Genomic DNA, 26,998 nt, shown 5'->3' with positions numbered 1-26,998 from the left:
ATGAAAACCCGCCTCCCGTCTATCATTGATATGGTGCAGCGTGCGCTGCAGCTCGAGTTATTCGGCGAGGTGCACAGTCCGGAGCGCCGCGTAGCACCACCGCAGTTGCCAAAGCTGCCAGCGCAAGCAGTCACACCACCTGCCACGGGTTCCAGACAACGCCGCATTCTTTTGGAAAATACTTGGGTCGAGTACGAATTACTGCGCTCCAAGCGGCGCAGTATCGGCTTCCTTATCCATGCACAAGGCCTCAGAGTAACGGCCCCGCGCTGGGTAACGATCGCCGACATCGAACTGGCGCTCAATGAAAAACAGTCGTGGATCGTGCGCAAGTTGGGCGAACGGCGCGAGCGCAGCGCACGCAAGCCGAGCGCCGCCTTGCCATGGCAAGATGGCACACGACTGCCGTATCTCGGCGATGAATTGTCATTACGCTTGCTGCCTGGCCCTGCTCGCAGCAGCAATCGTGAGCAGGACACCCTGTTACTGTATTGTGCAGATACCAGCTCGCAAGCGCAAATCAAAACTGCATTAGAAACCTGGCTGCGACAGCGTGCCCACGCTTACTTCACGGAGCGCCTGCCTGGCTTCGCCGAACAACTCGGTGTGCAATACCAGAGTATGCAATTATCATCGGCACGCACGCGTTGGGGATCTTGCACTTCACAGGGAAAAATCCGGCTGAACTGGCGCTTGATCCATTTCTCGCCACATATTATCGACTACGTCATCGTCCATGAACTGGCCCATTTGCGCGAAATGAACCACAGCCCACGTTTCTGGGCTACCGTGGAATCGGTGTTTCCCGATTATCACAGCGCGCGCCAACAGTTGCGCCAGCATGCGGCGGCGGATTTGCCGGAGTTTTAAGATCAAAACACGGTGCGGTGCTTTGGCGCTTCAATGCCGGCAGCAAGATCAGCAGCATCAGCACTGCGTACAGTAGCGATGCTGATAAACTACCCAAACCGGCCAACGCAACAGTGACTAAACCCGTGTGTGCGAGCAGCAGGCCGCTGACATAACATAGCGCCAGCAAGCAAAGAAACGGCACCAGCAAGGCGATGAGCAAGGCCCAACCAGCATACGCTCGTATGCGCGGCAGCGACGCCTGCTTGGCCATGGCGAACTGCTGCTCAATTTGCTCGGCGGTCAAGCCACGTAACTCGGGTGCGAACACAAACGCCAGCCATCTGCATGGTATGTCGGAAAGCATCATTCTCGTCTCCTGCAGCAATTAATCAGAGACAGGCCTACACCACAGGCCTGTGAATCAATACGATTTGTTCGAGGTTTGTATTCCTACAAAAAAATCGCTACGCTTGCATACTATGCCTTATGCACGACCAAAGGTGCCGCCCGATAAGGCATATCCTACTGATATCGCAACGCCAACAGCGAATCCTATGGCCGCACCAAGCAAACCGCCAATTGCAGCTCCCGTCACTGTACCGGCCCAACCACCTGCAGCAGCCATAGCAATGTCGCCGGATACGGTCGCCCCAGCAAGCTGTTCAATCTCAATCAGCGTCAATTCAGGCATCATCATCTCCTTGTGTGTCACTCAATTACCGAATAGGCTACTCAATACTAATGACATCAAGGCAGCACGTCTAATCGATTTATTTGATGATTTTTTCAGCTCAATTAATGCAAGCGATTGGGCTTGAGCAAGCGCAGTGTCCTTATTCCCGACACAATACGCGAGGCTGAAAAAAGTCGTAAAATCAAACCTTGTCTCCGCCCATTTACCAGGAATACCATGCGCATCCTCCACACCATGCTACGCGTCGGCCATTTGCAACGCGCGATCACGTTTTACACTGAAGTTCTGGGCATGCACTTGCTGAGTCAATCCGATAACCCTGAGTACAAGTACACTTTGGCGTTTCTTGGGTATGGCAGCAATCCCGAGCATACCGAACTTGAACTGACCTATAACTACGGCGTCGAGCAGTATGAAATCGGCACCGCCTATGGCCATATTGCGATTGCTGTACCCGATGTCGCCGCCGCCTGCCAGGCTGTCAAAGAACGTGGCGGTAAAGTCACGCGCGAAGCCGGCCCGGTCAAGGGTGGCAGCACCGTCATCGCCTTCGTCGAAGATCCTGATGGCTACAAAATTGAATTGATACAGCGCAGCTCAGAGGTGAGCCTGTAAACACGGCTGCGCTGCACGCTCTACAGCGCTGCGGTGCCGAGCTCGTCGCCGCTTTGCGGCGACTGGTAGAACGGTGCAAACCAACATACCAAGAATGAGGGGATGGTGGCCAGCATGACGAAAATAAAGTAATGCGTGTAACCTAGCCATTGCTGCAAATGTCCACTGAGGACGCCGGTCACCATCATGCACAAACCCATCAAGCCGGTACCGAAGGCGTAGTGGGTGGTGGTGTATTTGCCGGGAGCGAGTTGCTGCATCATGTAAATCATGAAGCCGACCGAACCGAAGCCGAAAAAGAATTTCTCTATCGCCACCCCAGCGGTGATCGCCAGCAAGCTGCTTGGTTGATAGATGCTCATGATCAAAAACGTGACATTGGGAATATTCACGGCGCAACACAAGAGAAACAAACTGGACTGCAAGCCACGGCGCGCCAGAAACCAGCCACCCAGCAAAGAACCGAGTAATACGGCAATCAGACCATAGGTGCCGTATATGATGCCGAGCAATTCGTTGTTCAAACCTAAGCCCCCTTGCGAGACCGGATCGACCATAAAGAAGGGGCCGATTTTTTCCAGAAAGCCTATGCTCAAGCGAAACAAAAATGCGAAGGCGATCATCAGCCAGATACCGCGTTTTTTGAAAAAGCTGCTGAATGAATCACGCATGATGTGCAGCGCCGCTTTGGCATCGGTCGGTGTGTGCTGGGCTTTGGCACCCTCTGGCATCACTCGTTTATGCCAGAACGCCATCAAAATATTCACTGCCGCAACGATGGCGAACACCACTTGCCAGGCATCGCGCCACTCTGGGCCGAAGACGGTGGCATCGTGGTGAAAAAAGTCACTGTGTAATTTGCCGCTTAAATACACCAAACCACCGGAAGCGATGATGGGACCGATATTCCAGCTCAAACCCTGGATGCCGCAGTACAAGGCTTGCATCTTGCCATCGAGCGAAGTCACGTAGACGCCATCAGAAGCAATATCTTGCGTCGCACCAATAAAAGAAATCCCCCAAAACAGCAGCATCAGAATGGCCATGTAATCAGGCAAGTTCATCGCCAATGCCACGCCGGCAAAGCCCAGGCCTATGCTGATTTGGCTGCAAATGACAAAGAATTTTTTGGTCCGGTACATCTCGACGAAGGGGGCAAACAGTGGTTTGACGGTGTAAGCCAGAATCAGGTAGCTGGCATACTGCGCCGCTTTGGCATTATCCATGCCCATGTTTTTGAACATGATGGCGGTGACGCTGGTGAGCGTCATATACGTCAGTGCCATCGTGAAATAGGCGGTCGGCACCCATAACAGGGGTGAGGCGGTGGGTTTCATCGCTTGCATGTCTCAACTTTCGTTTTTTTAATTGTTCCAACCCTTGATCTACAGAAAGCCAAGGTGCTGAGCTTGACTATCATTGGTCTCTTGCAATGATTTTCAGCCGATTTTGATGCGATTACCATCCCTCACATTCCGCTTGAAAAGGTTTTCAAGCGGAAGAATAGCATGAAATATGGCGTACAAGCATCAATTTGACGCCTATACCGCAAGGCCTCTACTTCATAGCTGTTGCTTGCATCTGTTCGATCAATGCGCGATGCTCAGGCAAATCCTCGAGCGCGTGCCGGGACATCTGGGCGATCATGTCAAATTCGCGTTGCGCGTCGCTGCTGCGGGTCCAGAGCAAGGAATTGCTGGCAAGCGTAGTCTTGAATTCCATGCCATAAAGCACGTATTGCCAACTAGAACATGGGTACATTTCCACATCACTGATAAAATCGAGCCGGTGCGGTGCACGGCTACGCCACATGGCCAATTGTTCACTGAGTTTGCTGCTGCCCGGTGCCAGATTGTCTATCCAGAACGCACTGTCACGGCGCTGTGTAAGGCAGTAATGTAATTTGATGAAATCGACGATGCGCTCGTAGCGTTGGCGCATCATGTCATTGAATACTTTCGCCACCGGGGCTTGGTTGCCATCGGCTGGAAACAGATAGCTGATCAGGTAAGCCGCGGTTTCGACCAAGCCTATGCCGGACGCTTCCAGAGGTTCGAGAAAGCCACCCGATAAACCGACGGCGACGCAATTTTTCACCCAGGCTTGGGGCCGATAGCCGAGCGCGAGGTCAATCTTGCGTGCCTGCAGTTGCGCCGCCGCCGGCCCGATATAATCACGCAAAGCTTGCTCGGCCGTCACATCGTCGGTGTGCCGGCTGGAATACACATGACCGACGCCACGGCGCTGCTGCAAGCCTATATCCCAAATCCAACCGGCTGTTTGTGCGGTCGCCATTGTGTAAGAGGGAATCGCGCTGTGCGGTTCAGGATACGGTACTTGCATCGCCAAAGCGCGATCAACGAACAGCACGTCGTCGACCGATTTGAACGGCGAACCCAAGGCCTTGCCAATCAGCGCGGCACGAAAGCCGCTGCAATCGATATATAAATCGGCCTGCAAACGACTGCCATCGCTGCACAGTAAGCTGGCGATGGCACCGTCTTGCGCCAAGTCTACTTGCTCGATGGTCGCCTGTCGGTGTACAACGCCCAGCGCGATGGCATGGCGCTGCAATAATTGAGCAAATAATCCGGCATCGAAATGGTAGGCATAATTCATCGGCCCGAGGTAGGCCGCGTCGCTGCTGCGTTTGGGTGCACGGCCGGCATCGGCCAAGGTTTTTTGCATGGTGGCAGCGGCGGCAAACGCCACACCGGCCGGTGCCGCACCCTGCAACCAATACGGTAACAGTTCGGGTGCACCGGCGCGTTGACTGGGTGAACTGAAGGGATGAAAGTAATGGTCTGCACCGGGTGTACCGGGTGGGCGTAGCCAATCAACAAATTTAATTCCTTGCTTAAACGTGGCATTACACTCGCGCACAAAACACGCTTCGTCGATGCCGATCGCCGCCAGTGTGCCACGCAAGGAAGGGAAACTCCCCTCCCCCACACCGATACTGGCAATTTCCGGCGATTCCACTACCGTAATGGCCACCGCACCGGCCGCAGCAGTGCCGAGCGATTTGGCTAAGAAGGCTGCGGTCAGCCATCCGGCCGTGCCACCACCGACGATCAATACATTTGAAATCGTTTTCATATTTATCTCCATTTTTTTGTTTTATGCCTTGAATTACGCCGTCTTTCCGGTTGCTAATTCGCAACAAGACTGAATAATACGTGAAATATGTCGCAATATTCGGCTTTTAAATTGACAGTAAGCATAAATAATCTTTACTATGAAATCGGTTTCACGCATTGAAAACCATTTCAAAGCAACACATTATGCCCGGCATACCGGCACCCCTACACGTAGACAGGAGACATATGACAACACGCCCCCACCACGCCCGTAAGCATTTGGGTACACCAATACAACTCGCTGTTTTGAGCTTGATCGCCGGGCTACATTCGGCCCAGGCGCAAGAACAAAACAGTGCGGCCCAGCAAAATAAAGCAGCGGCCGACAGCAACACCATTTCCGAAGTCCTCGTCACTGGCACCAAGCGTTCCACTTCGCTGCAAAGAACGCCGGTGGCGATCACGGCTATCAATGCAGCCGCGCTCGAAGATGCACATGTACAAACGATACAAGACGTAGTCAATCTGGTTCCTGGTTTTTCTGCCACCGCCCAAGGCGATCATGGCGTGATCACCATGACCATACGCGGCGTCGGCAATGACAGTGCGAAAACCGAATATGCTGATCCTGAAGTGGCGACCTTCGTCAACGGCATCTACGCTCCGCGTCCGGAAGGCGCGACGACCTTGTTGTTCGACATGGAAGGCATAGAAGTGTTGCGCGGACCACAAGGTACCTTGTGGGGTCGTAATGCATCGGTCGGTGCGGTCAATATGCAGACTGCCAAACCGATCCTCGGCGAACAATCGGGTAATTTGGAAGGTGGCTTAGGTAGTTTCAAACGCAGCGGCGTGCGCGGTGCCTTCAATTTACCGGTCAGCGACACCATGGCTTTGCGTTTCGCCTTCGTGAAAGAAGCGCATGATGGCTATGTCGATTACCAAACTTTGCCAGCCATTTCCTTGGCCAGCCAAAAAACCGCTTATGCCGCCTCGAACAAGGGTAGCCTGACCGGTTTTCAAGCACTGAATCCGAATCTGTTCGTCACCAATGGCCCGAAATACGGCGCGCAAGATCAAAGTGCCGCGCGTTTAAGCATGTTGTGGAAACCGACTACCGCGCTGACTTGGAATGTCTCGTATGAGAAGTATACCGATCGCGGCACACCGAACATGAATCTGATGCAAACACCTCGGACTGGCCAAAACTTGTGGTCGGCCCTGATCGATACCGCCCCATATGTCGAGCGTGATTCCGATTCGCTGCGCAGCCGTATGGATTTGACTATCGGTGACTCGATGTCGCTCTCTTATATTGCCGGTTACTCGAAATTCAGCGGTTCTTCGCGCTATGATCAAGATGGTGGCGCGGCCGTGCCGACCAGTTTCACTACCGGTGCCACACATCAGGAAAACAATACCGTCTCATCCAACTATGTCAACTACAGCCACGAGCTGGAGTTGCAATCGACCGGCAAGCGTGATGTCGATTGGTTGCTCGGTTTGTACTACGGTGCCGAAACCAATGATATCCGTTTCGATATTCCTATCATCAACGGCACCCAACAAGGCAGCGTCGGTTGGCAGGGTTCCTTCATCCAACCGAAAGAAACCGTGGAATCCTCGGCGGCCTTCGGTCAAGCGACGTGGAATGTCAGCGATCGTCTGCATCTGACCGGCGGTTTGCGTTACACCAGCGACAAACGCACCAATGTCGGCGGCAATGGTTACACTTGGAATGGCGACGCCAACGTTTCGCAAACACCTTTGAGTGGCAATATCAACCCAACGATTGCCGGCCAAGGCTACAGCCCAAGCTCGCCATCGAATGACGGCACTTATACCGGCAGCAAAGTCACCAGCTTGGCACGCATCAGCTACGACTTCGATCAAAACAATATGATCTACGCCAGCTATTCGACCGGTTATAAATCCGGCGGTCTGCAAGATGGTGGCAAAACCTATGGTGCCGAAACGCTGGCTAACTACGAAATCGGTAGCAAACATACGTTCTTGGGCGGTACGGTCAAGATGAATAATGCCTTGTACTTTGAAAATTTTAAAGGCTTCCAGTTCAGCGCACCGGTCACCAATCCTGACGGTTCGCACACGCTGGCGACCAGCAATGCCGACGGTGCCAAGATCGCCGGTTTCGAAACTGAAATTGCCGCCAAACTGAGCAAAGACGATAAGGTGCAAGTGTCCTTGGCGTATACGCCGAAAGCCACTTTGGGCAAACTGATCGGTGGCTCGAATGATTACGCCTTGCCGAAATGTGTCGCCGATCCGACCATCAGCACTTGTGTCGATGTCACCGGTTTCACCATGCCGCATACGCCGAAAATTCAAATCCAAGTACAGTATCAACACAGCTTCCATCTGGCTGCCGATGCCACCTTGACCCCACGTATCAGCGTGCATTATGAATCCGAAAGTGGTCTGAGTGTGTTCAGCGATTACTTCGGTGCACCCGATAAACAAGCTGCGTATGCCCGTACCGATCTGGGTTTGCGTTATGCCCGCAATAATTTTTATATTGATGCTTTTGTCCGTAATGCCAGCAACAGCAATATCAAAACCAGCGCGCAAAATGGCTTCTCGGTTTGGCAAGCGCAGTACTTGGCACCGCGTACTTTCGGCTTTAATACCGGCGTTGATTTCTGATCGTCGTGGCCGTGCTGGCGTTTCGCGCCAGCACGGAGTGATTTTTTATTTTTTCTCTGTTTCCTCCCTTGCCTGTGCAATGGAGGTTTTTTTTTCAGCGCGAGACGCCCTACATGAATACCAGTGAAACTTTTCTCATCGCCATGAGCATTATCTTCAGTCTGCCCTATTTGATCTGGCGTCTGTTGCGTACCGATTATTGGGCACCGCTGGTGGTGGTGCAAATTCTGGTCGGCATCGCACTCGGTCCGGGTGCCTTGGGTGCCGTGTTTCCCAGCGTTTATCAGAGCATCTTCACGCCGCAAGTCAGCCTGGCGCTCAATGGTGTGGCTTGGTGGGCGGTGATGTTGTTCGTCATGCTGGCGGGAATAGAATTGGACTTGCAACAATTGTGGCAACATCGCGTGGAAAGCGGCGTGACTGCCGCGCTGGCACTATCGGTACCGATGTTGGCCGGCTGTGCCGTGGCACTGGTCTTGCTGGCGGCTGGCGGCGAGTGGAGTGGGCTGCAGGCGCAGCCTTGGCAATTCGTGCTGGGCATAGGCATGTCCTGCGCCGTCACTGCCTTACCTATCTTGGTGTTACTGATGGAAAAACTGGAAATTCTGGAAACGCCTTTAGGGCAGCGAATTCTGCGCTACGCCAGCCTCGATGACATCGCCATCTGGGGTGTGTTGGCGCTGATTTTACTCGACTGGCAACGGGCGCAACGGCAACTGCTGTTTTTGCTCGGCTTTGCCCTCGCCAGTTGGCTGTTGCGCCGACTGATGCCGCGCCTTGCCGCACGCGACCGTTGGCCACTGCTACTGATTTGGCTGCCACTGTGCGCCTATTGTGCCGATTGGTCGGGCTTACATTTCATGGTGGGAGCCTTTTTAGCTGGTTTGGTGATCGACCGGGCTTGGTTCGTGGCGGCCCAAGTTGAGCAAGTCCGCAGTCTGGTGCTGCAATTGTTGATGCCGGTATTTTTTCTCAGCACTGGTCTGCGCACCAACTGGGAAGCCGGCAGCAGTGCCATTCTGTTGGCTGCAGCGCTGCTGTTAAGCGCAGCCATCGGCGGGAAATTATTGGGTATGCAAATCGCCGGCCGCTTGCTGAAGTGGCCGCGTGGAGAAGCGCAGATGATAGGCTGGCTGCTGCAAACCAAGGCCTTGATCATGATTATCTTCACCAATGTCTTGCTCGACAAAGGCATCATTTCCAACGCCAGCTTCACGGCCCTCTTACTGATGGCGGTGCTCAGCACCATGCTGACGATACCGGCGGTGGCACCGCAGTTGCAGCGGTCTCAAACATAGGGAGGGGCACGACGGCCCCGTCGCGATAGGCTGACTACTCTGACTGCTGCTCGGCGATCAAATTGCGATACCAATGCGCACTGTCTTTAAGTACCCGCTCCTGCGTCGCATAATCGACATACACCAAGCCGAAGCGCTTGGCATAGCCGGAATTCCATTCGAAGTTGTCGAGCAAACTCCAATAGAAGTAGCCGCGGACATCGACCCCAGCGGCCATAGCGGTTTGCAGCGCTTGCAAGTGCAGACGCACGTAGTCGATGCGCGCACTGTCATGGATGGCACCGTCTTGCATTTGGTCGGCGGCGGCCATACCGTTTTCGGTAATGTAAATCGGTGGTAAATCCGGGTATTCGCTTTGCAGCCCGACTAATAATCGGGTCAAACCTTGCGGATAAATTTCCCAGCCCATATCAGTCAAGCCGAGCGCAGCGGGAGCGGCCTGCTGCGGTGTTTCGGTGCTGATGTAAGCACGGAAATAATAGTTTACGCCGAGAAAATCGAGCGGTTGACGTATGTTATCCATATCGCCCGGCATCACATGAAAGCGGCTCAGATCCATTCTGGCTAGCGCCGCTTGCGGGTACTCGCCTTTGAAAATAGGATCCATGAACCACTGCACCGAACGCGCATATTCCCATCTGGCTTCGGCCTCGTCGGCCGCAGAGCTGGTGGCCGCATCGGCAGTCCATTGATTGAGCACGATGCCATATTGTGGACCGGCAGCGCCGGTGACCGCACGCATAGCCTGTATTGCCAAGCCATGCGATAACAGCAAATGGTGCGAGACTTGTATCGACAGCGCCGTATCGGCGACACCGGGGGCAAATTGAGCGTTGCCATAACCGAGGTTGGCGGTGCACCACGGTTCATTATGCGTGGCGATCGACGCCACGCGCGAACCAAAGCGACGCGCAACTTCGGCGGCGTACTCGGCAAAGCGTTGTGTGGTTTCACGGCTGAGCCAGCCACCTAAATCTTGCAAACCTTGTGGTAAATCCCAGTGGTACAGGGTGACATGGGCGGCGATGTTTTTCTCAGCCAGACGATCGAGCAGTTTGGCGTAAAACGCGAAGCCGGCCTCATTCCAGGCACCGTAGCCGAGCGGCTGCACGCGCGACCAAGAAATCGAAAAGCGATACGCGTCCACACCCAAGTCCGCAATGAGCTCCACATCCTCAGGATAGCGATGATAGTGGTCACAAGCAACGTCGCCACTACTGCCATCAATGATATTCCCTTCTGCATGGGTAAAGCTGTCCCAGATCGATGGCCCGCGGCCGTCTTCGGCGGCGGCACCTTCGATTTGATAGGCGCTGGTTGCCACGCCCCAACTGAAAGTGCGAGGAAAAGCTAATTTGGAATCGGTAGTTGGCATGTTGTGATAACAGTTTAATGAGATGAGCGGCAAATTTATTCTGAGCGCCACGAAAGCTGCAACGCTTCCAAGCCGAATTGCACCCCGGCACTTATGAAAACGTTTTCAAGCACAGCGAATTTAACATTCAGACCCACCGCTGTCAACTCGGAATCAGTAGTTTTTAAGCTGCAAACAACGACAACTCGCGGTGACGGCGTAACTTGCAGATGCGCATATAATGGTGCTAAAGCAAATTATGGTATTCTGCGCTTGAAAAGCTTTTCACATCCTCTCTCTTCGTTCAAAAGGCATGCAGTGATCGACAATGCAACAAGCCATTCCCCAGTAACCCTGCTCGACGTTGCTCGTGCAGCCGGTGTCTCCCCCGCTACGGTATCGCGCATACTCAATGGCACGGCCAAAGTGTCGGCCGATAAGCGGCTGGCAGTGGAACAAGCCATCGCTGAAATGCGCTTCGAGCCGAATCAACTGGCGCAGAGCCTCAAGAGCGGTAAGTCGATGACCATAGGCATCGTGGTACAAGATATCGCCAGCCCGTTTTTTGCCGAAGCCTTGCGTGGGGTCGACGATGGCCTCAAAGCCAGCGGTTATGCCTCCGTGATTGTCAGCGGGCACTGGAATGCCATCGAAGAAGCGGCGCGTATCAAACTGCTGTTAGCACGCAAGGTCGACGGTTTGATATTGCTTTCAGGCCACATCGCCGACCAAGATGTTCTGCGTTTTGCCACCCAACGCCCTATCGTCGCGACCGGCCGTTTGCTCAACAGCGCGCATGCCAAGGGTTTTAAGATAGACAATGAACACGGTGCCATGTTGGCGGTCCGTCATCTGCTTGAACTTGGTCATAGGCGGATCGCGTTTATTGCTGGCCCGTCGAATAATCCCGATGCCAATGAGCGACTGGCAGGCTATCGCCGTGCTTTGGAAGAGGCGAATTTAGCGTTTGAGGCAAAACTGGTGGTGGAGGGAGATTTACACGAGTCAAGCGGCTTACTGGCAATCAATCACTTACTGGAAAACCAACAGCAGTTCACTGCTGTGTTTGCCGTCAATGATCAAACTGCCTATGGCGTGCGACTGAGTTTGTATCGCAAGGGAATCCGCGTGCCCGACGATATGTCGGTGATCGGTTTCGATGATTTGCCAACTTCTCTCTACACCACCCCACCACTGACGACAATCCGTCAACCTTTGTATGAAATGGGTTTGGCGGCCGCTACGGCCTTGTTGGGTATCATCAATGACAAAGCCGCCGACATCAGCTTGCCGCCGCTGGAATTAGTGGTACGTGAGACGACGCGGCGCCTGCGCTGAGCTGAAGCAGCCTCGCACCTGCGTTAATCAGCTCGCCCCCGTGACTTGGCTATCTTCTTCGGCTGATTTTCAGAGCGGCGCGCCACCTTGTTCATCGCTCGCATCAAAAATACCAGACTGAGGATGAACAACAAGGACAAACCGGTAAAAATTCCTGTCCACATAGCAGCAATCGATCAAAGAGAGAGAGCTCTCTTTATATCAAGCGCTGCGCCAAGCGGTCAATCGCTGTTGCAGATTGCCAAGTAGATTTGACATTCCTTAACGATTTCCACCCTGGCAGTCTGTCGAACTGAGGCAATCGCCGCGAACTCCAACAGACTGCCAGCGCCTCAAACGTGGCCGTGCCGGCGGAAATACGCGATCAAACCACTGGTCGAGGCATCGAGCTGGGCATCATAGGCTTGGTCGCCCATGATAGCTGGTAACAGTCGGTTGGCCAATTGCTTACCGAGTTCAACACCCCATTGGTCGAATGAGTTGATGCCCCAGATCACACCTTGCACGAACACTTTGTGTTCATACAGCGCCAATAACATGCCGAGCTGAAATGGCTCCAGCGCTGGCATCAAAAGCGTGGTCGATGGCTGATTGCCGGCAAATACTTTATGCGGTAACAATTTGGCAATCTGCGGCTCATCCATGCCAGCTTGCATCAATTCTTCGCGCGCCTGCGCTTCGGTTTTACCGAAAGCCAAGGCGGCGCTTTGTGCCAGACAATTCGCTAACAGCGGCGCTTGATGCCCCGGCAAAGGATAATCGCTCGAGGCGGCAACGACGAAATCGCAAGGGATCAACCAACCGCCTTGGTGTAGCAATTGGAAAAATGCATGCTGGCCATTGACGCCGATTTCACCCCAAACAATGGGATTAGCGCGACAGGTCAGCGCTTCACCCTCACGACCGACGGTTTTACCATTCGATTCCATCTCCAGTTGCTGTAAAAATGCCGGCAAATGCCGCAGCGATTCGTTATACGGCAAAATGGCGGTGGTTTCAGCGCCAAGGAAATTGGTATTCCATACCGAAATCAGAGCGAGTAAGACCGGCAGATTCTGTTCCAGCGGTGTGGCGCAGAAATGCGCATCCATGGTTTCTGCACCGAGCAGCAAGCGCTCGAAGCCGCTCATGCCTATCGCCAGCGCCACCGACAAACCGACTGCCGACCACAGCGAGTAACGACCGCCAACCCAATCCCACAGCGGCAAAATATTGGCATCGGGAATACCGAAGGCATGGGCCTTGTCGGTACTGGCTGTGACGGCGATGAAATGCTTGCCAATCGCCCACTCTTCCATGGCCGCCGCCATCAACCAAGTACGTGCGGTTTGCGCATTGATATTGGTTTCTTGGGTGGTGAAGGTTTTCGAGGCGACGATGAACAGCGTCGTGCGCGGATCGAGTTCTTCCAATAAGGGTGCCAGATGAGCACTATCGAGATTGGAGACGTAAAAAAATTTTAAATTCGGATGCTGCATGGCTGCCAGCGCACGCGTGGCTAACTTGGGTCCGAGATCGGAGCCACCGATGCCGATGTTGACGATGTTTTGAATCGCATCACCTTTGAAGCCGCGCCAGAGTCCGCTACGCACACGTTCGACAATATCGCGCATTTGCTTGCGCACGCCGCGTACCTGCGGCATGACATCGAGTTCGGCGCTGGGGAAAGGCTTGAAATCCATGTGCCGCAAAGCGGTATGCAAAACCGCACGGTCTTCGCTGATATTGATTCTTTCACCGGCGAACATGCGGTCACGCCATTCTTCCACATGCGATAAGCGCGCCAAGGCCAGCAAGGCGTCGAGCGTAGGCTGATCGATGCGCTGCTTGGAATAATCGATCAGCAAGCCATCGAGCTCGGCGGAAAAATGTTCAAAGCGTAAAGGGTCTTGGGCAAACAATTCGCGCAAATGTGTATGTTCAAGGCGCTGCCGATGTTGCAGCAAAGATTGCCATTCTGGCGTTTGCGTAATATTCATACAGACTCTTCAGCTTCCATCTCAATTGGGAATACGGCTGGCTCAGGCGGCACTTTTCAACATTCTGGCCAGATTGACATACTGTTCAAGGGCTATCGTTTCCGGGCGACTTTGCGGATCGATGCCGGCTTCGATCAATTGCGCTTCACTGAACATACCAGCGACACAATTACGCACTACTTTACGGCGTTGCGAAAAGGCTTTGGTCACCACCGCTTGCAAGCTGGCCGGATCACATACCAAGGGACTGGCTTTCGGTATCATGCGCACAATAGCCGATTCTACCCGCGGTGGCGGATCAAAGGCTTCCGGCCGCACCACGAACATCATCGTCATCTCGTAGCGCCACTGCAGCATGACCGAGAGCCGACCGTAAGTCTTGCTACCGGGCGGCGCCACCATGCGTTCGACCACTTCTTTTTGCAACATGAAGTGTTGATCTTCCACCAAGGGGGCGATCTCGGCAAGATGGAATAACAAAGGGCTGGAAATGTTATACGGCAAATTGCCGACGACGCGTAATTTCGCCCCTTCTGGTACCGCAATCGTACTGAAATCGAATTTCAGTGCATCGCCTTCATGCACGATCAATTTGTCCGTCGCAAAGTTTTTCTTCAGCCGTGCGACCAAGTCGCGATCAAGCTCGACCACATGCAGGTGCGTCAATTCGTCGAGCAACAGACGCGTCATGGCCGCTAAGCCAGGGCCAATTTCGACCATGGTTTGACCCGGTTTTGGATCGATGGTACGAATAATTTGGCTCAAGACCAATTGATCGGTCAGAAAATTCTGCCCGAAGCGTTTGCGTGGAATATGTTTCATGATTGTTTCTGATGATGTGCCATGACGGCGGCGAGCCGGATTGCCGTCTGCATGCTGCCGCTATCGGCCAGCCCCAAGCCTTGGGCGGCCAGATCGAGGGCGGTGCCGTGATCGACCGAAGTGCGGATCAACGGTAAGCCTAAAGTGATATTGACGCCGAGTCCGAAACTGGCGAATTTGAGTACGCTCAAGCCTTGGTCGTGGTACATGGCCAGCACGCAGTCGGCTTGGTTGAGATATTTTTCTTGGAACAGCGTATCGGCCGGATACGGCCCTTCGATACTGATGCCAAGGCCAGCGGCATGCTGAATCACCGGGGCAATGATGTCTATTTCTTCGCTACCAAGATAACCGTTTTCACCAGCATGCGGATTGAGCCCGGTAACCAGCAGGCGCGGCCGTGCTATGCCGAATTTGTGGCGCAGATCATGGTCGATGATTTGTATCGTGCGCAGCAAGGAATCGAATTGTATCGCCGCTGGCACTGCTTGCAAAGGCAAGTGCGTAGTCGCCAGAGCCACCCGCAAGCCCTTGGGCAGGGTGGCATTGGCTTCACATGCCAACATCATCACCACTTGCGCCGTGCCGGTCTGTTCGGCTAAGTATTCGGTATGACCACTGAATTTGACACCGGCATCGTTGATTATGCTTTTTTGTAAAGGTGCGGTCACCATGGCATCGCACCAGCCTTGTTGTATGCTTTCGATTGCCACATCAAGGGTATGCAAAACGGCGCGGCTGTTGCGTCGGTCTAATTGACCGGCCGTGACATGGGCCGCCAGAGGGCAATCGATGACGGTCAGACGTTGATTGCCGCTGGCCGCCATGCCATTGAGTCTCAGCGCTTCCTGCGACATGCCCATCAGGCTAATGGCAGGGTCTATATCGTGGGCCAACATGGACAAATACGCCGCATCACCGATCAACACCGGTCGCACTTCATGGCGCAGCGCCCACGCTGCACGCAAGGAGATTTCCGGCCCGACGCCTGCCGGCTCGCCCACCGTGATGGCGATGACCGGCAATTTACTCTCAAGCATTACTTGTCATCCAAACGGAATTCGACATAGGTACGATCACGCAATTCGCGCAGCCAGTCTTGCAAAGCTTCATCAGCCTTGCGGTCATGCAAAGCCTGACGTGCGGCCAGACGCTTGCGATCTTTCGATTGATCTTCCGATTTGCGTTCCAAAACTTGGATCAGGTGATAACCGAATTGCGACTGGACAGGTGCGCTGACTTCATTGATCGCCAGTTTATTCATCGCTTGTTCAAATTCCGGCACCGTATCGCCCGGATAAATCCAGCCGAGATCACCACCTTTGGAAGCCGAACCATCGCTGGAATTGGCTTTTGCCAAATCTTCAAACGTTGCTGCTTTACTATCTATTTTCTGTTTCAAGTCGAGCATTTTCTGACGCACTTCGGCATCGTTGACGATTTGATTCGCCTTCATCAAAATATGCCGAACATGGGTTTGTTGAACCACGGCAGCATCCGCCTTGGTATCACTCGATGCGCGCTTACCATTGAGTTTAACGATATGAAAACCGTTCGGGCTACGCACGATCTCGGAAAATTCACCTTCTTTGATTTTACTAATCGCATCGACGAACAATTGCGGCAAACGTTCTTGCTCACGCCAGCCGAGATCGCCACCTTTGAGCGCTTCGGCACTGTCAGAGTAAGTAACGGCGAGTTTTGCAAAATCGCCGCCGCTGCGCAATTTTTGCAAGACTTCTTCGGCACGGGCGCGGCGCAGCGTAATTTGCTCTGCCGTTGCATTTTCAGGAATCCGCACCAAGATATGCGCCAAATTGATTTCTTGCTTATCTACTTTCGCACTGGCTTCGGCGGCGAGGAAGTTATCGACCTCGGACTCAGTGATCAAAATTTTACTGTCGACTTCACGCTCACGTACCCGTTGCATCAGGATATCGTCACGAATTTCTTCGCGGAAACGTGGGTAAGGCGTGCCTTCGCGTTCAATTTGATTGCGGAATTCTTGCAAGCTCATTTTATTTTGTTCAGCCATGCGCAACATCGTGCGATCGAGCATGACATCATCGACGCGTATACCGTTCTCCTTAGCCAGTTGCAACTGCGCACGGTCGAGTATCATGCGTTCCAAAATTTGCTTTTGCAAATCGGCACGCTCAGGCGCGGCCGTACCAGCAGTCTTCAGTCTGCGCTCAACGGATAACAAGCGCTCGTTCAATTCCTGCCGGGTAATGACTTCATCATTGACGACGACGACGATGCTGTTGACCACTTGCGCTTTGCCAGCGGCTTTAGTCTGAGCAAGAGCGGCATGCCCGCTCAGCAAGCCGGTCAGCAGAACGGAGGCCGTGAGAACGGAAAGGAATTGACTTTGTTTCATGTTCAATAGATGTCGCATAATGATCTGAAAAAACGGTTTAAGACCGCAGTATAGAGTGTTCCGGCGGCTAAAAAGTTGCAATATACACGTTAGTGTCGATTTCACAAACAAGCAGCCAGCGCTTGTCTGCGAAGAAAACCGCCAACCCCCTGATAAATCTGGCTTACTTAACGCTCACTGATAGCTTGATAACCGGAAATATTGCGTTTTAATGCTTCAATCGGATTATTTCCCACGCCTAAACGCGCCAGACCACTCAACTCGAGCTGTATCGAAAACCCTGAATTATTGCTCACACTGTTGATGGCAAAGCGTTGCAGCACAAAACGCAGGGCCCAACAATCGGCTTTGTATTCAAACCCAACCAAGCCATCGACGATCTTCTTATCCATCAAGGAATAATTCGAGCGTCCCACGGCATACCAGCGATCAGCCACCGGCCATTGACCGGAGATATCGATCTGCTCCAAAGTGTCGCGCTGAAAGCGGTAGGCCAGATTCAAGACCTTCTTCGGTTCCGGCTGCCAACGCACACCATAGCTGGCCTGTACAGATTGGTTACTACTCTGACTAAATTGCAAAGCGGCATCAGCAGTCAGGCTTTTCGACACTTTCGCCGTCGCCGCCAGCAACAAATCCGAACGGCTAGGGGCGAACGTGGTATCGAGCGTCACTCTTTGCGTGTTGAAATAAAAGCGTTGGCCAATAGCTAAGCGCATCAATTCCTCGCCATCCATTTCCAGATAACGCGAAACCAGTGCCGCCGTAATTTGATTCGAATCACCTACTCGATCATCACCGGTAAAGCGGTTGGTGCTGAAAATCTGCGAAAAATTGAAATCGGCGTCGCCACTGTCAAAGTTTGGCAAGGCCGATTGGTCGACATAGGGGGTACGAACATAGAACAAACGCGGTTCCAGCGTTTGCGTGACCGGTTGGCCAAACAAGTTGGACTGCCGTTCGAACACCAGCCCACTATCGATCGCAAAAGTCGGCACGACACTTTGCATGCCGCTAGGCTGACCGGCAATCTGATTGGCCAGTTGATAATTCGCCGCATGCAAGCTGATTTGCGGAATCACAAAATAGCCAGGCTGCACCAATGGCAGCGATAATTTCGGATTGACCACCAAGCGATCACCACGCAGCAAATCAGGATGCCAGAAGCGGGTGAGCGTGGTATCGAGCGACCAGTCAAAACCCATGACATCATATTGCTCTGCATGCAATTGCAACTGCGGCAGACGGTCATACGGCCGAGCAATCGGGGCGGTCACATCCTGCAGCACTTGGTAATTGGTAGTGCGGAAGGTCACGTTCCAAAACGAGGCGGGAGCATAAGTTAAGGATAAATCGCGCAACAGCAAGCGCTGCGAGGTTTTGGTGATCGAATTGGAGAAGTCGGCCGGATAATTATCATCAGAGGCGGCATTGTAATTCCATGCCAGCGCCAAGCCGGGCATCAGCGTTTGCTCATGCACCGAGGTAATCGCATACCGATTGCTCTTGGTCACTTTATCGTCGAGTATGCCTTCGATGGTGGTTTCACCGCGATAAGAGGGATCGAGATAACGCGCTTCTGCACCCAGTTGCAAACCACGTTTAGCTATGAACTTAGGATAAAGGGTGAAATCGCGATTCGGTGCAATATTAAAGTAATACGGTAAGCCGAACTCGGCCCCGCCGCTAGACGAAGCCCCGACCACCGGCGGCAAAAAGCCGGAATGACGCGCCCCGGAAAGCGGGAAACTCAGCGACGGCGTCGCCAAGATAGGCGTCCCCATGAAATACAGCACCGATCTGCCGGCCACGCCAACATCGAGTCCGCTGTCGAGATCGAGCGTATTGGTGCGTAAGTACCAGTCCGGATCGGGCCCATCGCAGGTGCTGTACGTGCCGTTATGGACGATAGAGCGTTCATCATCAAGAAAATCGATGCGCTCCGCTTCACCCTGAGCATTACTTTTCAGTAACTTATAGCTGCCATTAATCAAATTGCCGAAGCTGGTGCTCAGTTGCAGATGCAAGCTGTCGCCTTTATAGCAATCGCCATAGCGATCCATGCGCACCTTGCCACTGGCCGCGAACTCATCGTCGATAAATGAATAGCTGGCCTTGTCCGACGTCATGGTGGTACCACCCTTGACGATTTCCACATTGTCTTGAAATTGGATATCGCGTTCCGGGCGGCCAAAAGTCTGCTCGGCGCGCACCACGGTGGGCGCATCCTTATCGTCGGCGCGCAGTGGATTAGTTTGCTGACGTCCGAGACGATCTTGTTCGAAATCAAACTGCTGTGTTGCTGGCCCCGTGAACGGCGGCAAGGTTTGAGCTTGCACCTGTGAATAGAATGCGGGAACCAATACCGACACGAGAATTGCCGGTATAGTAGGAAACATCAGCGGTGAGTGAGATAATACGGATTTCCTGCGCATGTATTCGGTTTTTAGTAAGCGTTTGGCGGCTGGTAGAGACGGTGTCATTGAGACAAGCGCCACAAATCAGTCGCTTATTATAGGTGAAATGCTGCAGAAACAATCCTTAGCTTGCACACAAACTCATTGAGCGACCCATTTACCCATGCCTTCTACCCCAGCTTCTGCCTCTTTTGCATCTTTGTCTGACACAAAAACGGCGCGCCGCCTCGCTTTACAAGATTGGCTGGCGACCCTGACTACGCCGCATTTGCAGCTCGATAGCTTGCGTTTGGCCTCGGCCGACGCCAGTTTTCGCCAATTTTACCGGCTCGACAGCAGCGATGGCCGCAGCTTGATTGCCATCGACGCGCCGCCGGCCACTGAAAATTCGGCCAATTATATTAAAGTAGCAACGCTGTTCAAACAATTGTCGCTCAGCGTACCGGACGTGTTAGCCCATGATTTAGAGCAAGGTTTTTTACTCGTCAGTGACCTCGGCACGCAAACCTATGCCCAAGTGCTCAACCATGACAGCGCCCACAAATTGTATCTCGACGCCATCGACAGCTTGATCTTGATGCAAGCGCAAAGCCAGCCCGAGCAATTACCGGAATACGATCGCGCCTTTCTGATGCGTGAACTCGGCATATTTTCCGAATGGTATATCGGCCAACATCTGGGTCTGACCCTGACACCGGCGCAAAGCCAGACCCTGGATAAAGTGTTCGAGCATCTGAGCGCCAACGCTATTGCACAGCCACAAGTCTTTGTGCATCGCGATTACCACTCGCGCAATTTGATACCCATGGAAAAAGGCAATCCCGGCATCGTCGATTTTCAAGACGCGCTGTACGGCCCGATCACCTATGACTTGGTATCGCTGTTACGCGATGCCTACGTGCAATGGGATGAAGAACTGGTACTCGACTGGGCCATACGCTATTGGGAAAAAGCACGGCGCGCCGGCTTGCCGGTGGCAGCCGATATTGACAGTTTTTACCGCGACTTCGAATGGATGGGCTTGCAACGCCACTTAAAGATACTCGGCATCTTTGCGCGCCTGTCTGTCCGCGATGGCAAGAATCAATTCCTCGCCGACATGCCGGTAGTGATGGAATATATACGCAAAACCACGCATCGCTACAAGGAATTGGTACCGCTGCTGCGTTTGCTCGATGAATTGGAAAATACCGCGCCGGCAGTCGGCTATACTTTTTAAGGTCGCCCCACCATGAAAGCCATGTTATTGGCCGCCGGACGCGGCGAACGAATGCGCCCACTGACCGATACCTGCCCGAAACCTTTGCTCAAGGTGCGCGGTCGGCCCTTGATCGTCTGGCACATTTTGAACTTGGTCAAGGCTGGCATCCACGACATCGTTATCAACCATGCCCATCTTGGGGCCATGCTCGAAGACAGCCTTGGCGATGGCAGTCAGTTCGGTGCACGGTTGCAGTATTCACCGGAAACGACGGCGCTCGAAACCGCCGGCGGTATCGCACAAGCCTTGCCCTTACTCGGTAACGCAGCATTTTTGGTGGTGTCAGCCGATATTTATATTCCGCATTTTGATTTCCGCGCATGTCTGAACACGCTGGAAGAGAATGACCCTTGGGGCACGCCGCTGGCAGCCGAGACGCGCGACTTGGCATGGTTGTATATGGTCAAAAATCCGCCCTTCCATCCGCACGGCGACTTTGCCTTAAGCCTGATGGGATTGTCCAATCACAAGGAAGATCGCCATACTTTTGCGAATATCGGGGTGTACCGACCGGAACTGTTTGCCAGCATTGAAGCCGGCAGCCATGCCAAACTCGGCCCTTTATTGACGCAACACATAGAGAGTGGTCGCATCGGCGGCGAACTGTATCGCGGTATCTGGCATAACGTCGGCACGCCGGAACAATTGGCCGCCCTCAATGCTCCACTCAAGCTTAACCAGGACAGCTGATGAACCCGAATTGCTCCGAATTTAAGGCCCGTCGCCTGCGCTTACTTTCTTTGATGCAAGCCCAAGGTGGTGGCGTCGCGATTATCCCCAGCGCGCGCGAAGTAATACGCAATAGCGACAATCACTATCCATTCCGGCATGACAGCTATTTTTACTATCTGTCCGGTTTCATGGAGCCGGATGCCGTGCTGGTCTTGCTTGCCACCGCAGAACAGGCGCACAGCATCCTGTTTTGTCGCGAAAAAAATCCGGAACGAGAAATTTGGGATGGTTTTCGCTACGGCCCGGCGGCGGCACAAGAGGTGTTCGGGCTCGATGCCGCCTGGCCGCTGTCGGTCTTGACGGAAAAGTTAGCCGATTACTTGGCTAACGCTGCTACCGTGTTTTACAGCAACGCCGCCGAGCCCCGGCTCGATAGCGAACTGCAACAAAGTCTGGACTTAGTCCGTGGACGTGCGCGCAGCGGTGTGCAAGCGCCGAGCCAGACTGACGATGTGCGGCGCTTGATCGATGAAATGCGGCTATTTAAAGACGACAAAGAAATCGCCCTCATGCAAACCGCTGCCAGTATCGCCGGTGACGCCCATGCGCGCGCCATGCGTTACGCCGCACCGGGTCAATTCGAATACCAGCTCGAGGCAGAAATTCTGCATGAATTCCTCCATCGTGGTGCCCAAGCCCCGGCTTACGGCAGTATCGTCGCCTCCGGTGCCAATGCCTGCGTGCTGCATTATCAAAGTAATCGGGCGCAAATCCGTGACGGCGATCTGATTCTCATCGATGCCGGTTGTGAATTTGACAGCTATGCCGCCGACATCACCCGCACCTTCCCGGCCAACGGCAAATTCAGTGCGCCGCAAAAGACCCTGTACCAAATCGTGCTGGCCTCGCAGCAAGCGGCGCTAGCCTGTGCCCATCCGGGCGCACGCTATATCGATGGTCACCATGCCGCCGTGCGCGTGCTGACCGAAGGCATGCTCGACGTCGGCTTGCTCGATAAGAACCGCGTCGGCACGCTCGATGATGCCATCGCCAGCGCTGCCTATCGACAGTTTTACATGCATTCGACCGGCCATTGGCTCGGTCTCGATGTGCACGATGTCGGCCGTTATCATTGCAAGGAAGGTGCAGACACACCGTATCGTCCGCTGGCAGCCGGCATGGTCATCACCATCGAACCGGGCTTATATGTGCGCCCAACCGAACAAGTACCGGAACGCTTCTGGAACATCGGCATCCGCATCGAAGATGATATTCTGATCACCGCCGAAGGCCACCTCGATCTCAGCCGAGCCACCCCGAAAACGGTGGAAGAGATTGAAGCCCAAATGCGTGCACGCTGAACCGATGACAACCAGCGATTTCGATATTGCCATCTGCGGTGCCGGCCCAGTTGGGCAGAGCCTGGCCTTGTTATTGCACCAGCATGGCATGCCAGCGGCGCGGATAGGCTTGTTTGATGCCCGCAGTGCCGAGCAAGCCGAACAAGATGCCCGCTCCATCGCGCTGGCACACGGCAGTTGGCAAATCCTGCAAGCGGCCGGCTGCCTGCCGATTGCGGCGACACCGATACATGAAATTCATGTCTCGCGCCGTGGCCACTTCGGCCGCAGTTTGCTACGCGCCAGCGACTACCACGTGCCGGCGCTCGGCTATGTGGCGCGCTATGGCGACATCATCGCACCGATGCAGCAAGCGCTGGCCAAGGCCGGCATCGCCGTGCTGCGACCGCTGCGGCTGGAACAGCTCACGGAAACGGCCGAGCATGTTGAGCTCAGTCTGCGCCCAGACAGCGCCAGCGCGTCGACCACATTCCGTGCCGGCGTGCTGATTCAAGCCGAAGGTGGCAATTTTGCCGAGCAAGCGCAACGCAGTCAGCGGCGCGATTATCAACAAACCGCGATCATTGCCCATATCCGTTGCAGCATGCCGCTGCCGGGACGCGCCTTCGAACGTTTCACCGAGCAAGGCCCGCTGGCCCTGCTGCCGCAGGACGATGGCTACGCCTTGGTCTGGTGCGTGCGTCCGGCGACGGCAGAAATGCTGCTGCAAAAAAATTCGGCCGACTTCCTGCACGCCTTACAAGCAGCGTTCGGCGAGCGTCTCGGCGACATGCTGCAGGTATCGGAGCGGGTCGGTTACCCGCTCGGGCTCAATGCCCAGACCCATGTCAGTGCGCGCACACTCACCATTGGCAATGCCGCCCAGGCGCTGCATCCGGTAGCCGGTCAAGGCCTCAATCTAGGGCTGCGCGACAGCTTTATCTTAGCCCAGTGCCTGAGTCGTCAAGCAGCCGAGACCGCCTTGGCCAGCTTCATCGCCGCACGCCGTCAAGACCGCGCCCTCACCATCGGCCTCACCGATACGCTGGCGCGGGTGTTTACCGTCGGTGGCGATGGCAGTATCGCCCAGAGCCTGTTAGGACTCGGTCTCGGTGCGCTCGACCTCATCAAACCGGGCAAACGGCTGCTGGCCGAACAAATGATCTATGGCTGGCGCTGAGAATTATTACAAAAAAATGAGGGATCCGGTACACTGCCGTCCGCACCTATCCACCTTCACTGAGGATCAATATGAAATTACGCACTAAACGTCGCCATTACAATTACAGCCGCCTGGTCAACCACCAACTCGCGACCGTACTCGAATCAGCCTTTGAAGAATTCCGCCTGAACTTCAGCGAAGAAGGCCAGTCACTGACTGAATCGCTCGATGCCTTGCAAAAACTCGGTGCCAGCTATCGCCACTTCAAAAAGTTCGCACTGCGTTTCGCTGCTTCGCACTGATCGCGGTTTCAGTTAATCGGCAAACCGCTGCTCGGCTTGATCTCTTCCATGCAGATCATCGAACGCAGCGACGCCACCCCCGGTACCTGCATGAGCGTGTCAGTCAGAAATTGTGACAAGCTCTTCAGGTCCGCCGCCACCACTTTGAGTATGTAATCAAAGTCGCCGGAAATCGTATGGCATTCGATAATTTCGGTAAACGCGCGCAGTTGTCGTTCCACTTCACGCACATTGCGAAATTGCTCGCGATCGAGCGATAAATTCACAAACGCCATCACCCCCAGCCCTACCGCCGCCGGTGCCACCTGCGCTACATAGCCGCGAATAATCTGCTTCTCTTCTAAAGTACGCACGCGTCGCAAGGTTTGCGGTGCCGATAAATGAATCCGCTCGGCCAAATTCAAATTACTCATGCGGCCATCACTCTGCAGACAGCGCAAAATACTCAAATCATAGGCATCCATATCGGCTCCTTTTTCATGAAATTTTATGATAATGCATATTTATGTAATTTAAATTCATTATTTTTAATTACATGAAATTAAATTTCTAATTTAATCAATATCAAAGAGAATTTAGCAATCTTATTTTCTCTGTCATGGCTACAATAAAGGCAGGAACAAGTCGATCACAGTCGCGCCTGGCGCACTGAGGCTCTTGCGAAATGTGAAATAATTTCGCAACGGCTTCCGGGGCAGCAATCTACCCCACTGACAATGTTCCGTCTTTCATACACTATACGGAGAACACCATGGTCACTTTCATCGGCACTCAAGAAATGCAAACCCACTTACGTCTGGTCACGCCGGAAACCGCGATCACCCGCATGGCGCAAATGATTAAAGAAGATTATCTGCGTTGGGAAATGTTTGATAAATCGGCCCGCGTGGCGAATCACTCAGCCGATGGGGTGATCGAATTGATGCCTATTTCAGATGGTAAAAATTATTCCTTCAAGTATGTCAATGGTCACCCGAAAAACACCCAAGCCGGCTTATTAACCGTGACCGCCTTCGGCGTCTTGGCCGATGTCGATACCGGCTATCCGCGTTTGCTCTCAGAACTGACCCTGACCACCGCTCTGCGCACAGCCGCTACCTCAGCCTTGGCTGCTACCTACATGGCGCGGCCGAACAGCCGCAGCATGGCACTGATCGGCAACGGCGCACAAAGCGAATTCCAAGCCATCGCCTTCCACGCCATGCTGGGAATAGAAGAATTACGCGTGTATGACGTCGATCCGGCGGCCACCGACAAACTGATACATAATCTGCGCGCTTACCCACAACTGCGCGTGATCCGCGCCGCTTCGGTCGCCGCTGCCGTACTCGGTGCCGACATCGTCACTACCGTCACGGCCGACAAAACCAATGCCACCATCCTGACCCCCGAAATGATACGCCCCGGTATGCATATCAATGGCGTCGGCGGCGATTGCCCGGGCAAGACCGAATTACATGCCGATATCCTGCAACGCGCTCACGTCGTAGTCGAATATGAGCCACAATCGCGTATGGAAGGCGAATTGCAGCAAATGCCGGCCGATTTCGCCGTCACCGAACTGTGGACTATCCTGGCCGGCAGCGCCAGCGGCCGCAGCAATGCCGAGCAAGTCACGGTGTTTGATTCGGTCGGCTTTGCGCTCGAAGATTTTTCCGCCATGCGCTATCTTGAAAAATATGTGATGCAAAAAACCTCGGCCCTGCTCGATCTGATTCCGGAAATGATGAACCCGAAAGATTTGTACGGCATGGGAATGGCAACACAAGTCGCTGCCGCGACCAGCACACCGACTCAAACCGCTGGTAACGCCACCGAACTACCGATACACGCTTGACTATAGAAACGATAAAAGAATGAAAACCATTTCCCTGATTGGCGCACCGACCGATGTCGGTGCCAGTGTACGCGGTGCCGGTATGGGCCCGGACGCCTTGCGCGTGGCCGGCCTCAATGAAGCTTTGAGCGCCCGTGGTCTGCAAGTGATAGACCATGGCAACTTGCATGGCCCGGCCAATCCCTGGGAACCGGCCGTCAATGGTTTGCGCCATCTGCGCCAGGCAATAGACTGGAATCAGGCAGTCTATGATGCGGTCGAACTGGCCCTGCGCAATGGCCATTTGCCGATGATGTTGGGGGGCGATCACTGCCTGGCCATCGGTTCGATCAGCGCGGTCGCCGCGCATTGCCGTAGCACTGGTAAAAAATTACGCGTGCTCTGGTTCGATGCCCACGCCGACAGTAATTTGTCGACCATCAGCCCGACCGGAAATATCCACGGCATGCCGGTGGCCTGCCTGATGGGACATGGTCCGAAAGAATTGATCGGGTATGCCGGACACACCCCGGCCATGCAGCCCGACGACATTCGCCTGATCGGCATCCGCAGTGTCGACGCCGGCGAAAAAAAATTCATCGATGAAATGGGCATGCAAGTGTTCGACATGCGTTACATCGACGAGCACGGCATGCGCAATGTGATGACTTCGGTACTGGCCGGACTCGATGCCGACACCCACCTGCATGTGAGCTTCGATATGGATTGCCTCGACCCCGGCATCGCGCCCGGCGTCGGCACCGCCGTATTGGGCGGGCCGACTTACCGCGAAGCGCAACTGTGCATGGAAATGATCGCCGATACCGGCATGATGGCTTCGCTCGATTTAGTCGAACTCAATCCTGCCCTCGATGTGCGTAACCAAACGGCGATGTTAGCGGTCGACTTGATCGAGAGCTTGTTCGGCAAATCGACGCTGGTACGGCGTTAA

At 54.0% G+C, this 26,998-nt stretch carries 23 protein-coding genes; 12 read left to right on the top strand and 11 right to left on the bottom strand.

The genetic code is table 11. From position 1 onward, the window contains the following. Entirely contained in the window at window positions 1-870 is an 870-nt protein-coding gene (locus tag RHM61_RS09765) for a SprT family zinc-dependent metalloprotease (RefSeq protein ID WP_322250922.1), read from the top strand. On the opposite strand, the gene RHM61_RS09760 is transcribed toward RHM61_RS09765, so the two are convergent. Both RHM61_RS09760 and RHM61_RS09755 read right to left on the bottom strand, forming a co-directional pair. After that, window positions 785-1,219: a hypothetical protein gene (locus RHM61_RS09760; RefSeq protein WP_322250921.1), complete on the bottom strand. Its 435-nt coding sequence runs from the start codon at window positions 1,217-1,219 to the stop codon at window positions 785-787. The genes RHM61_RS09765 and RHM61_RS09760 overlap by 86 nt on opposite strands. 117 nt (window positions 1,220-1,336) lie before the next feature. Beyond that, on the bottom strand, window positions 1,337-1,543 hold the full coding sequence (locus RHM61_RS09755; RefSeq protein WP_322250920.1) for a hypothetical protein: 207 nt from the start codon (window positions 1,541-1,543) through the stop codon (window positions 1,337-1,339). A gap of 219 nt (window positions 1,544-1,762) precedes the next feature. Here RHM61_RS09755 and gloA point away from each other — a divergent pair, with 219 nt between their 5' ends. Continuing rightward, entirely contained in the window at window positions 1,763-2,161 is a 399-nt protein-coding gene (gloA, locus tag RHM61_RS09750; protein WP_322250919.1) for a lactoylglutathione lyase, read from the top strand. A 20-nt stretch (window positions 2,162-2,181) separates the two neighbouring features. Here the strand turns inward: gloA and RHM61_RS09745 are convergent, their stop codons facing one another. Continuing rightward, entirely contained in the window at window positions 2,182-3,507 is a 1,326-nt protein-coding gene (locus RHM61_RS09745; RefSeq protein WP_322250918.1) for an MFS transporter, read from the bottom strand. A 211-nt stretch (window positions 3,508-3,718) separates the two neighbouring features. Then, entirely contained in the window at window positions 3,719-5,260 is a 1,542-nt protein-coding gene (locus RHM61_RS09740) for a tryptophan halogenase family protein (RefSeq protein ID WP_322250917.1), read from the bottom strand. A gap of 227 nt (window positions 5,261-5,487) precedes the next feature. On the opposite strand from RHM61_RS09740, the gene RHM61_RS09735 reads away from it, so the two are divergent. After that, window positions 5,488-7,905 (top strand): TonB-dependent receptor, encoded by a 2,418-nt coding sequence (locus RHM61_RS09735; RefSeq protein WP_322250916.1) that lies wholly within the window; start codon window positions 5,488-5,490, stop codon window positions 7,903-7,905. Window positions 7,906-8,018: 113 nt separating this feature from the next. Continuing rightward, complete coding sequence (locus tag RHM61_RS09730) at window positions 8,019-9,203, top strand: cation:proton antiporter (RefSeq protein ID WP_322250915.1); 1,185 nt, start codon at window positions 8,019-8,021, stop codon at window positions 9,201-9,203. A 34-nt stretch (window positions 9,204-9,237) separates the two neighbouring features. Here RHM61_RS09730 and RHM61_RS09725 read toward each other — a convergent pair whose 3' ends face one another. Beyond that, window positions 9,238-10,578: a GH1 family beta-glucosidase gene (locus RHM61_RS09725; RefSeq protein ID WP_322250914.1), complete on the bottom strand. Its 1,341-nt coding sequence runs from the start codon at window positions 10,576-10,578 to the stop codon at window positions 9,238-9,240. A 297-nt stretch (window positions 10,579-10,875) separates the two neighbouring features. On the opposite strand from RHM61_RS09725, the gene RHM61_RS09720 reads away from it, so the two are divergent. After that, window positions 10,876-11,895: a LacI family DNA-binding transcriptional regulator gene (locus RHM61_RS09720; RefSeq protein WP_322250913.1), complete on the top strand. Its 1,020-nt coding sequence runs from the start codon at window positions 10,876-10,878 to the stop codon at window positions 11,893-11,895. A gap of 332 nt (window positions 11,896-12,227) precedes the next feature. Here RHM61_RS09720 and pgi read toward each other — a convergent pair whose 3' ends face one another. The 5 genes from pgi to RHM61_RS09695 all read right to left on the bottom strand — a co-directional run bounded on the left by pgi (window position 12,228) and on the right by RHM61_RS09695 (window position 19,475). After that, on the bottom strand, window positions 12,228-13,874 hold the full coding sequence (pgi, locus tag RHM61_RS09715) for a glucose-6-phosphate isomerase (protein ID WP_322250912.1): 1,647 nt from the start codon (window positions 13,872-13,874) through the stop codon (window positions 12,228-12,230). Between the two features lie 42 nt (window positions 13,875-13,916). Then, on the bottom strand, window positions 13,917-14,696 hold the full coding sequence (rsmA, locus tag RHM61_RS09710) for a 16S rRNA (adenine(1518)-N(6)/adenine(1519)-N(6))-dimethyltransferase RsmA (RefSeq protein ID WP_322250911.1): 780 nt from the start codon (window positions 14,694-14,696) through the stop codon (window positions 13,917-13,919). Beyond that, on the bottom strand, window positions 14,693-15,736 hold the full coding sequence (gene pdxA / locus RHM61_RS09705) for a 4-hydroxythreonine-4-phosphate dehydrogenase PdxA (RefSeq protein WP_322250910.1): 1,044 nt from the start codon (window positions 15,734-15,736) through the stop codon (window positions 14,693-14,695). Before pdxA ends, rsmA begins: the two co-directional genes overlap by 4 nt. After that, complete coding sequence (locus RHM61_RS09700; protein ID WP_322250909.1) at window positions 15,736-17,076, bottom strand: peptidylprolyl isomerase; 1,341 nt, start codon at window positions 17,074-17,076, stop codon at window positions 15,736-15,738. The genes pdxA and RHM61_RS09700 overlap by 1 nt, the downstream gene beginning before the upstream one ends. 167 nt (window positions 17,077-17,243) lie before the next feature. After that, window positions 17,244-19,475 carry an LPS-assembly protein LptD gene (locus tag RHM61_RS09695; RefSeq protein ID WP_322250908.1) on the bottom strand — a complete coding sequence of 744 codons (2,232 nt, stop codon included), beginning with the start codon at window positions 19,473-19,475 and terminating at the stop codon, window positions 17,244-17,246. Between the two features lie 181 nt (window positions 19,476-19,656). Here RHM61_RS09695 and RHM61_RS09690 point away from each other — a divergent pair, with 181 nt between their 5' ends. From RHM61_RS09690 to RHM61_RS09670, 5 genes are all read left to right on the top strand, one after another. After that, window positions 19,657-20,712: an aminoglycoside phosphotransferase family protein gene (locus RHM61_RS09690; protein ID WP_416200224.1), complete on the top strand. Its 1,056-nt coding sequence runs from the start codon at window positions 19,657-19,659 to the stop codon at window positions 20,710-20,712. 12 nt (window positions 20,713-20,724) lie between these two features. Continuing rightward, on the top strand, window positions 20,725-21,444 hold the full coding sequence (murU, locus tag RHM61_RS09685; protein WP_322250906.1) for an N-acetylmuramate alpha-1-phosphate uridylyltransferase MurU: 720 nt from the start codon (window positions 20,725-20,727) through the stop codon (window positions 21,442-21,444). Then, on the top strand, window positions 21,444-22,787 hold the full coding sequence (locus RHM61_RS09680; protein ID WP_322250905.1) for an aminopeptidase P N-terminal domain-containing protein: 1,344 nt from the start codon (window positions 21,444-21,446) through the stop codon (window positions 22,785-22,787). The genes murU and RHM61_RS09680 overlap by 1 nt, the downstream gene beginning before the upstream one ends. Window positions 22,788-22,791: 4 nt before the next feature. Then, window positions 22,792-23,946, top strand: a complete 1,155-nt coding sequence (locus RHM61_RS09675; RefSeq protein ID WP_322250904.1) for an FAD-dependent monooxygenase — start codon at window positions 22,792-22,794, stop codon at window positions 23,944-23,946. Window positions 23,947-24,017: 71 nt separating this feature from the next. Then, window positions 24,018-24,230, top strand: coding sequence for a hypothetical protein (locus RHM61_RS09670; protein WP_322250903.1), 213 nt, complete (start codon window positions 24,018-24,020; stop codon window positions 24,228-24,230). An 8-nt stretch (window positions 24,231-24,238) separates the two neighbouring features. On the opposite strand, the gene RHM61_RS09665 is transcribed toward RHM61_RS09670, so the two are convergent. Further along, on the bottom strand, window positions 24,239-24,694 hold the full coding sequence (locus RHM61_RS09665; protein ID WP_322250902.1) for an Lrp/AsnC family transcriptional regulator: 456 nt from the start codon (window positions 24,692-24,694) through the stop codon (window positions 24,239-24,241). A gap of 287 nt (window positions 24,695-24,981) precedes the next feature. On the opposite strand from RHM61_RS09665, the gene RHM61_RS09660 reads away from it, so the two are divergent. Next, window positions 24,982-26,067 carry an ornithine cyclodeaminase gene (locus RHM61_RS09660; RefSeq protein WP_323493240.1) on the top strand — a complete coding sequence of 362 codons (1,086 nt, stop codon included), beginning with the start codon at window positions 24,982-24,984 and terminating at the stop codon, window positions 26,065-26,067. 19 nt (window positions 26,068-26,086) lie between these two features. Continuing rightward, a complete protein-coding gene (rocF, locus tag RHM61_RS09655; protein WP_322250901.1) occupies window positions 26,087-26,998 on the top strand; it encodes an arginase in 912 nt (303 codons plus the stop codon).

The sequence above is a fragment of the Undibacterium sp. CCC3.4 genome (assembly GCF_034347425.1).
Classification (GTDB): domain Bacteria; phylum Pseudomonadota; class Gammaproteobacteria; order Burkholderiales; family Burkholderiaceae_D; genus Undibacterium.
Note: the sequence above shows the minus strand (reverse complement) of the source record. Positions and strands in the feature narration are given on the sequence as shown.

Bases quoted from the DNA above. Each gene is read 5' to 3' on its own strand.
- RHM61_RS09725 (WP_322250914.1), bottom strand. From the start codon at position 10,578: ATGCCAACTACCGATTCCAAATTAGCTTTTCCTCGCACTTTCAGTTGG.
- RHM61_RS09745 (WP_322250918.1), bottom strand. From the start codon at position 3,507: ATGCAAGCGATGAAACCCACCGCCTCACCCCTGTTATGGGTGCCGACC.
- RHM61_RS09665 (WP_322250902.1), bottom strand. From the start codon at position 24,694: ATGGATGCCTATGATTTGAGTATTTTGCGCTGTCTGCAGAGTGATGGC.
- RHM61_RS09730 (WP_322250915.1), top strand. From the start codon at position 8,019: ATGAATACCAGTGAAACTTTTCTCATCGCCATGAGCATTATCTTCAGT.
- RHM61_RS09735 (WP_322250916.1), top strand. From the start codon at position 5,488: ATGACAACACGCCCCCACCACGCCCGTAAGCATTTGGGTACACCAATA.
- rocF (WP_322250901.1), top strand. From the start codon at position 26,087: ATGAAAACCATTTCCCTGATTGGCGCACCGACCGATGTCGGTGCCAGT.
- RHM61_RS09700 (WP_322250909.1), bottom strand. From the start codon at position 17,076: ATGAAACAAAGTCAATTCCTTTCCGTTCTCACGGCCTCCGTTCTGCTG.
- RHM61_RS09670 (WP_322250903.1), top strand. From the start codon at position 24,018: ATGAAATTACGCACTAAACGTCGCCATTACAATTACAGCCGCCTGGTC.
- murU (WP_322250906.1), top strand. From the start codon at position 20,725: ATGAAAGCCATGTTATTGGCCGCCGGACGCGGCGAACGAATGCGCCCA.
- gloA (WP_322250919.1), top strand. From the start codon at position 1,763: ATGCGCATCCTCCACACCATGCTACGCGTCGGCCATTTGCAACGCGCG.
- RHM61_RS09690 (WP_416200224.1), top strand. From the start codon at position 19,657: ATGCCTTCTACCCCAGCTTCTGCCTCTTTTGCATCTTTGTCTGACACA.
- RHM61_RS09755 (WP_322250920.1), bottom strand. From the start codon at position 1,543: ATGCCTGAATTGACGCTGATTGAGATTGAACAGCTTGCTGGGGCGACC.
- RHM61_RS09675 (WP_322250904.1), top strand. From the start codon at position 22,792: ATGACAACCAGCGATTTCGATATTGCCATCTGCGGTGCCGGCCCAGTT.
- RHM61_RS09765 (WP_322250922.1), top strand. From the start codon at position 1: ATGAAAACCCGCCTCCCGTCTATCATTGATATGGTGCAGCGTGCGCTG.
- RHM61_RS09695 (WP_322250908.1), bottom strand. From the start codon at position 19,475: ATGTTTCCTACTATACCGGCAATTCTCGTGTCGGTATTGGTTCCCGCA.
- RHM61_RS09660 (WP_323493240.1), top strand. From the start codon at position 24,982: ATGGTCACTTTCATCGGCACTCAAGAAATGCAAACCCACTTACGTCTG.
- RHM61_RS09740 (WP_322250917.1), bottom strand. From the start codon at position 5,260: ATGAAAACGATTTCAAATGTATTGATCGTCGGTGGTGGCACGGCCGGA.
- RHM61_RS09680 (WP_322250905.1), top strand. From the start codon at position 21,444: ATGAACCCGAATTGCTCCGAATTTAAGGCCCGTCGCCTGCGCTTACTT.
- rsmA (WP_322250911.1), bottom strand. From the start codon at position 14,696: ATGAAACATATTCCACGCAAACGCTTCGGGCAGAATTTTCTGACCGAT.
- pdxA (WP_322250910.1), bottom strand. From the start codon at position 15,736: ATGCTTGAGAGTAAATTGCCGGTCATCGCCATCACGGTGGGCGAGCCG.
- RHM61_RS09760 (WP_322250921.1), bottom strand. From the start codon at position 1,219: ATGATGCTTTCCGACATACCATGCAGATGGCTGGCGTTTGTGTTCGCA.
- pgi (WP_322250912.1), bottom strand. From the start codon at position 13,874: ATGAATATTACGCAAACGCCAGAATGGCAATCTTTGCTGCAACATCGG.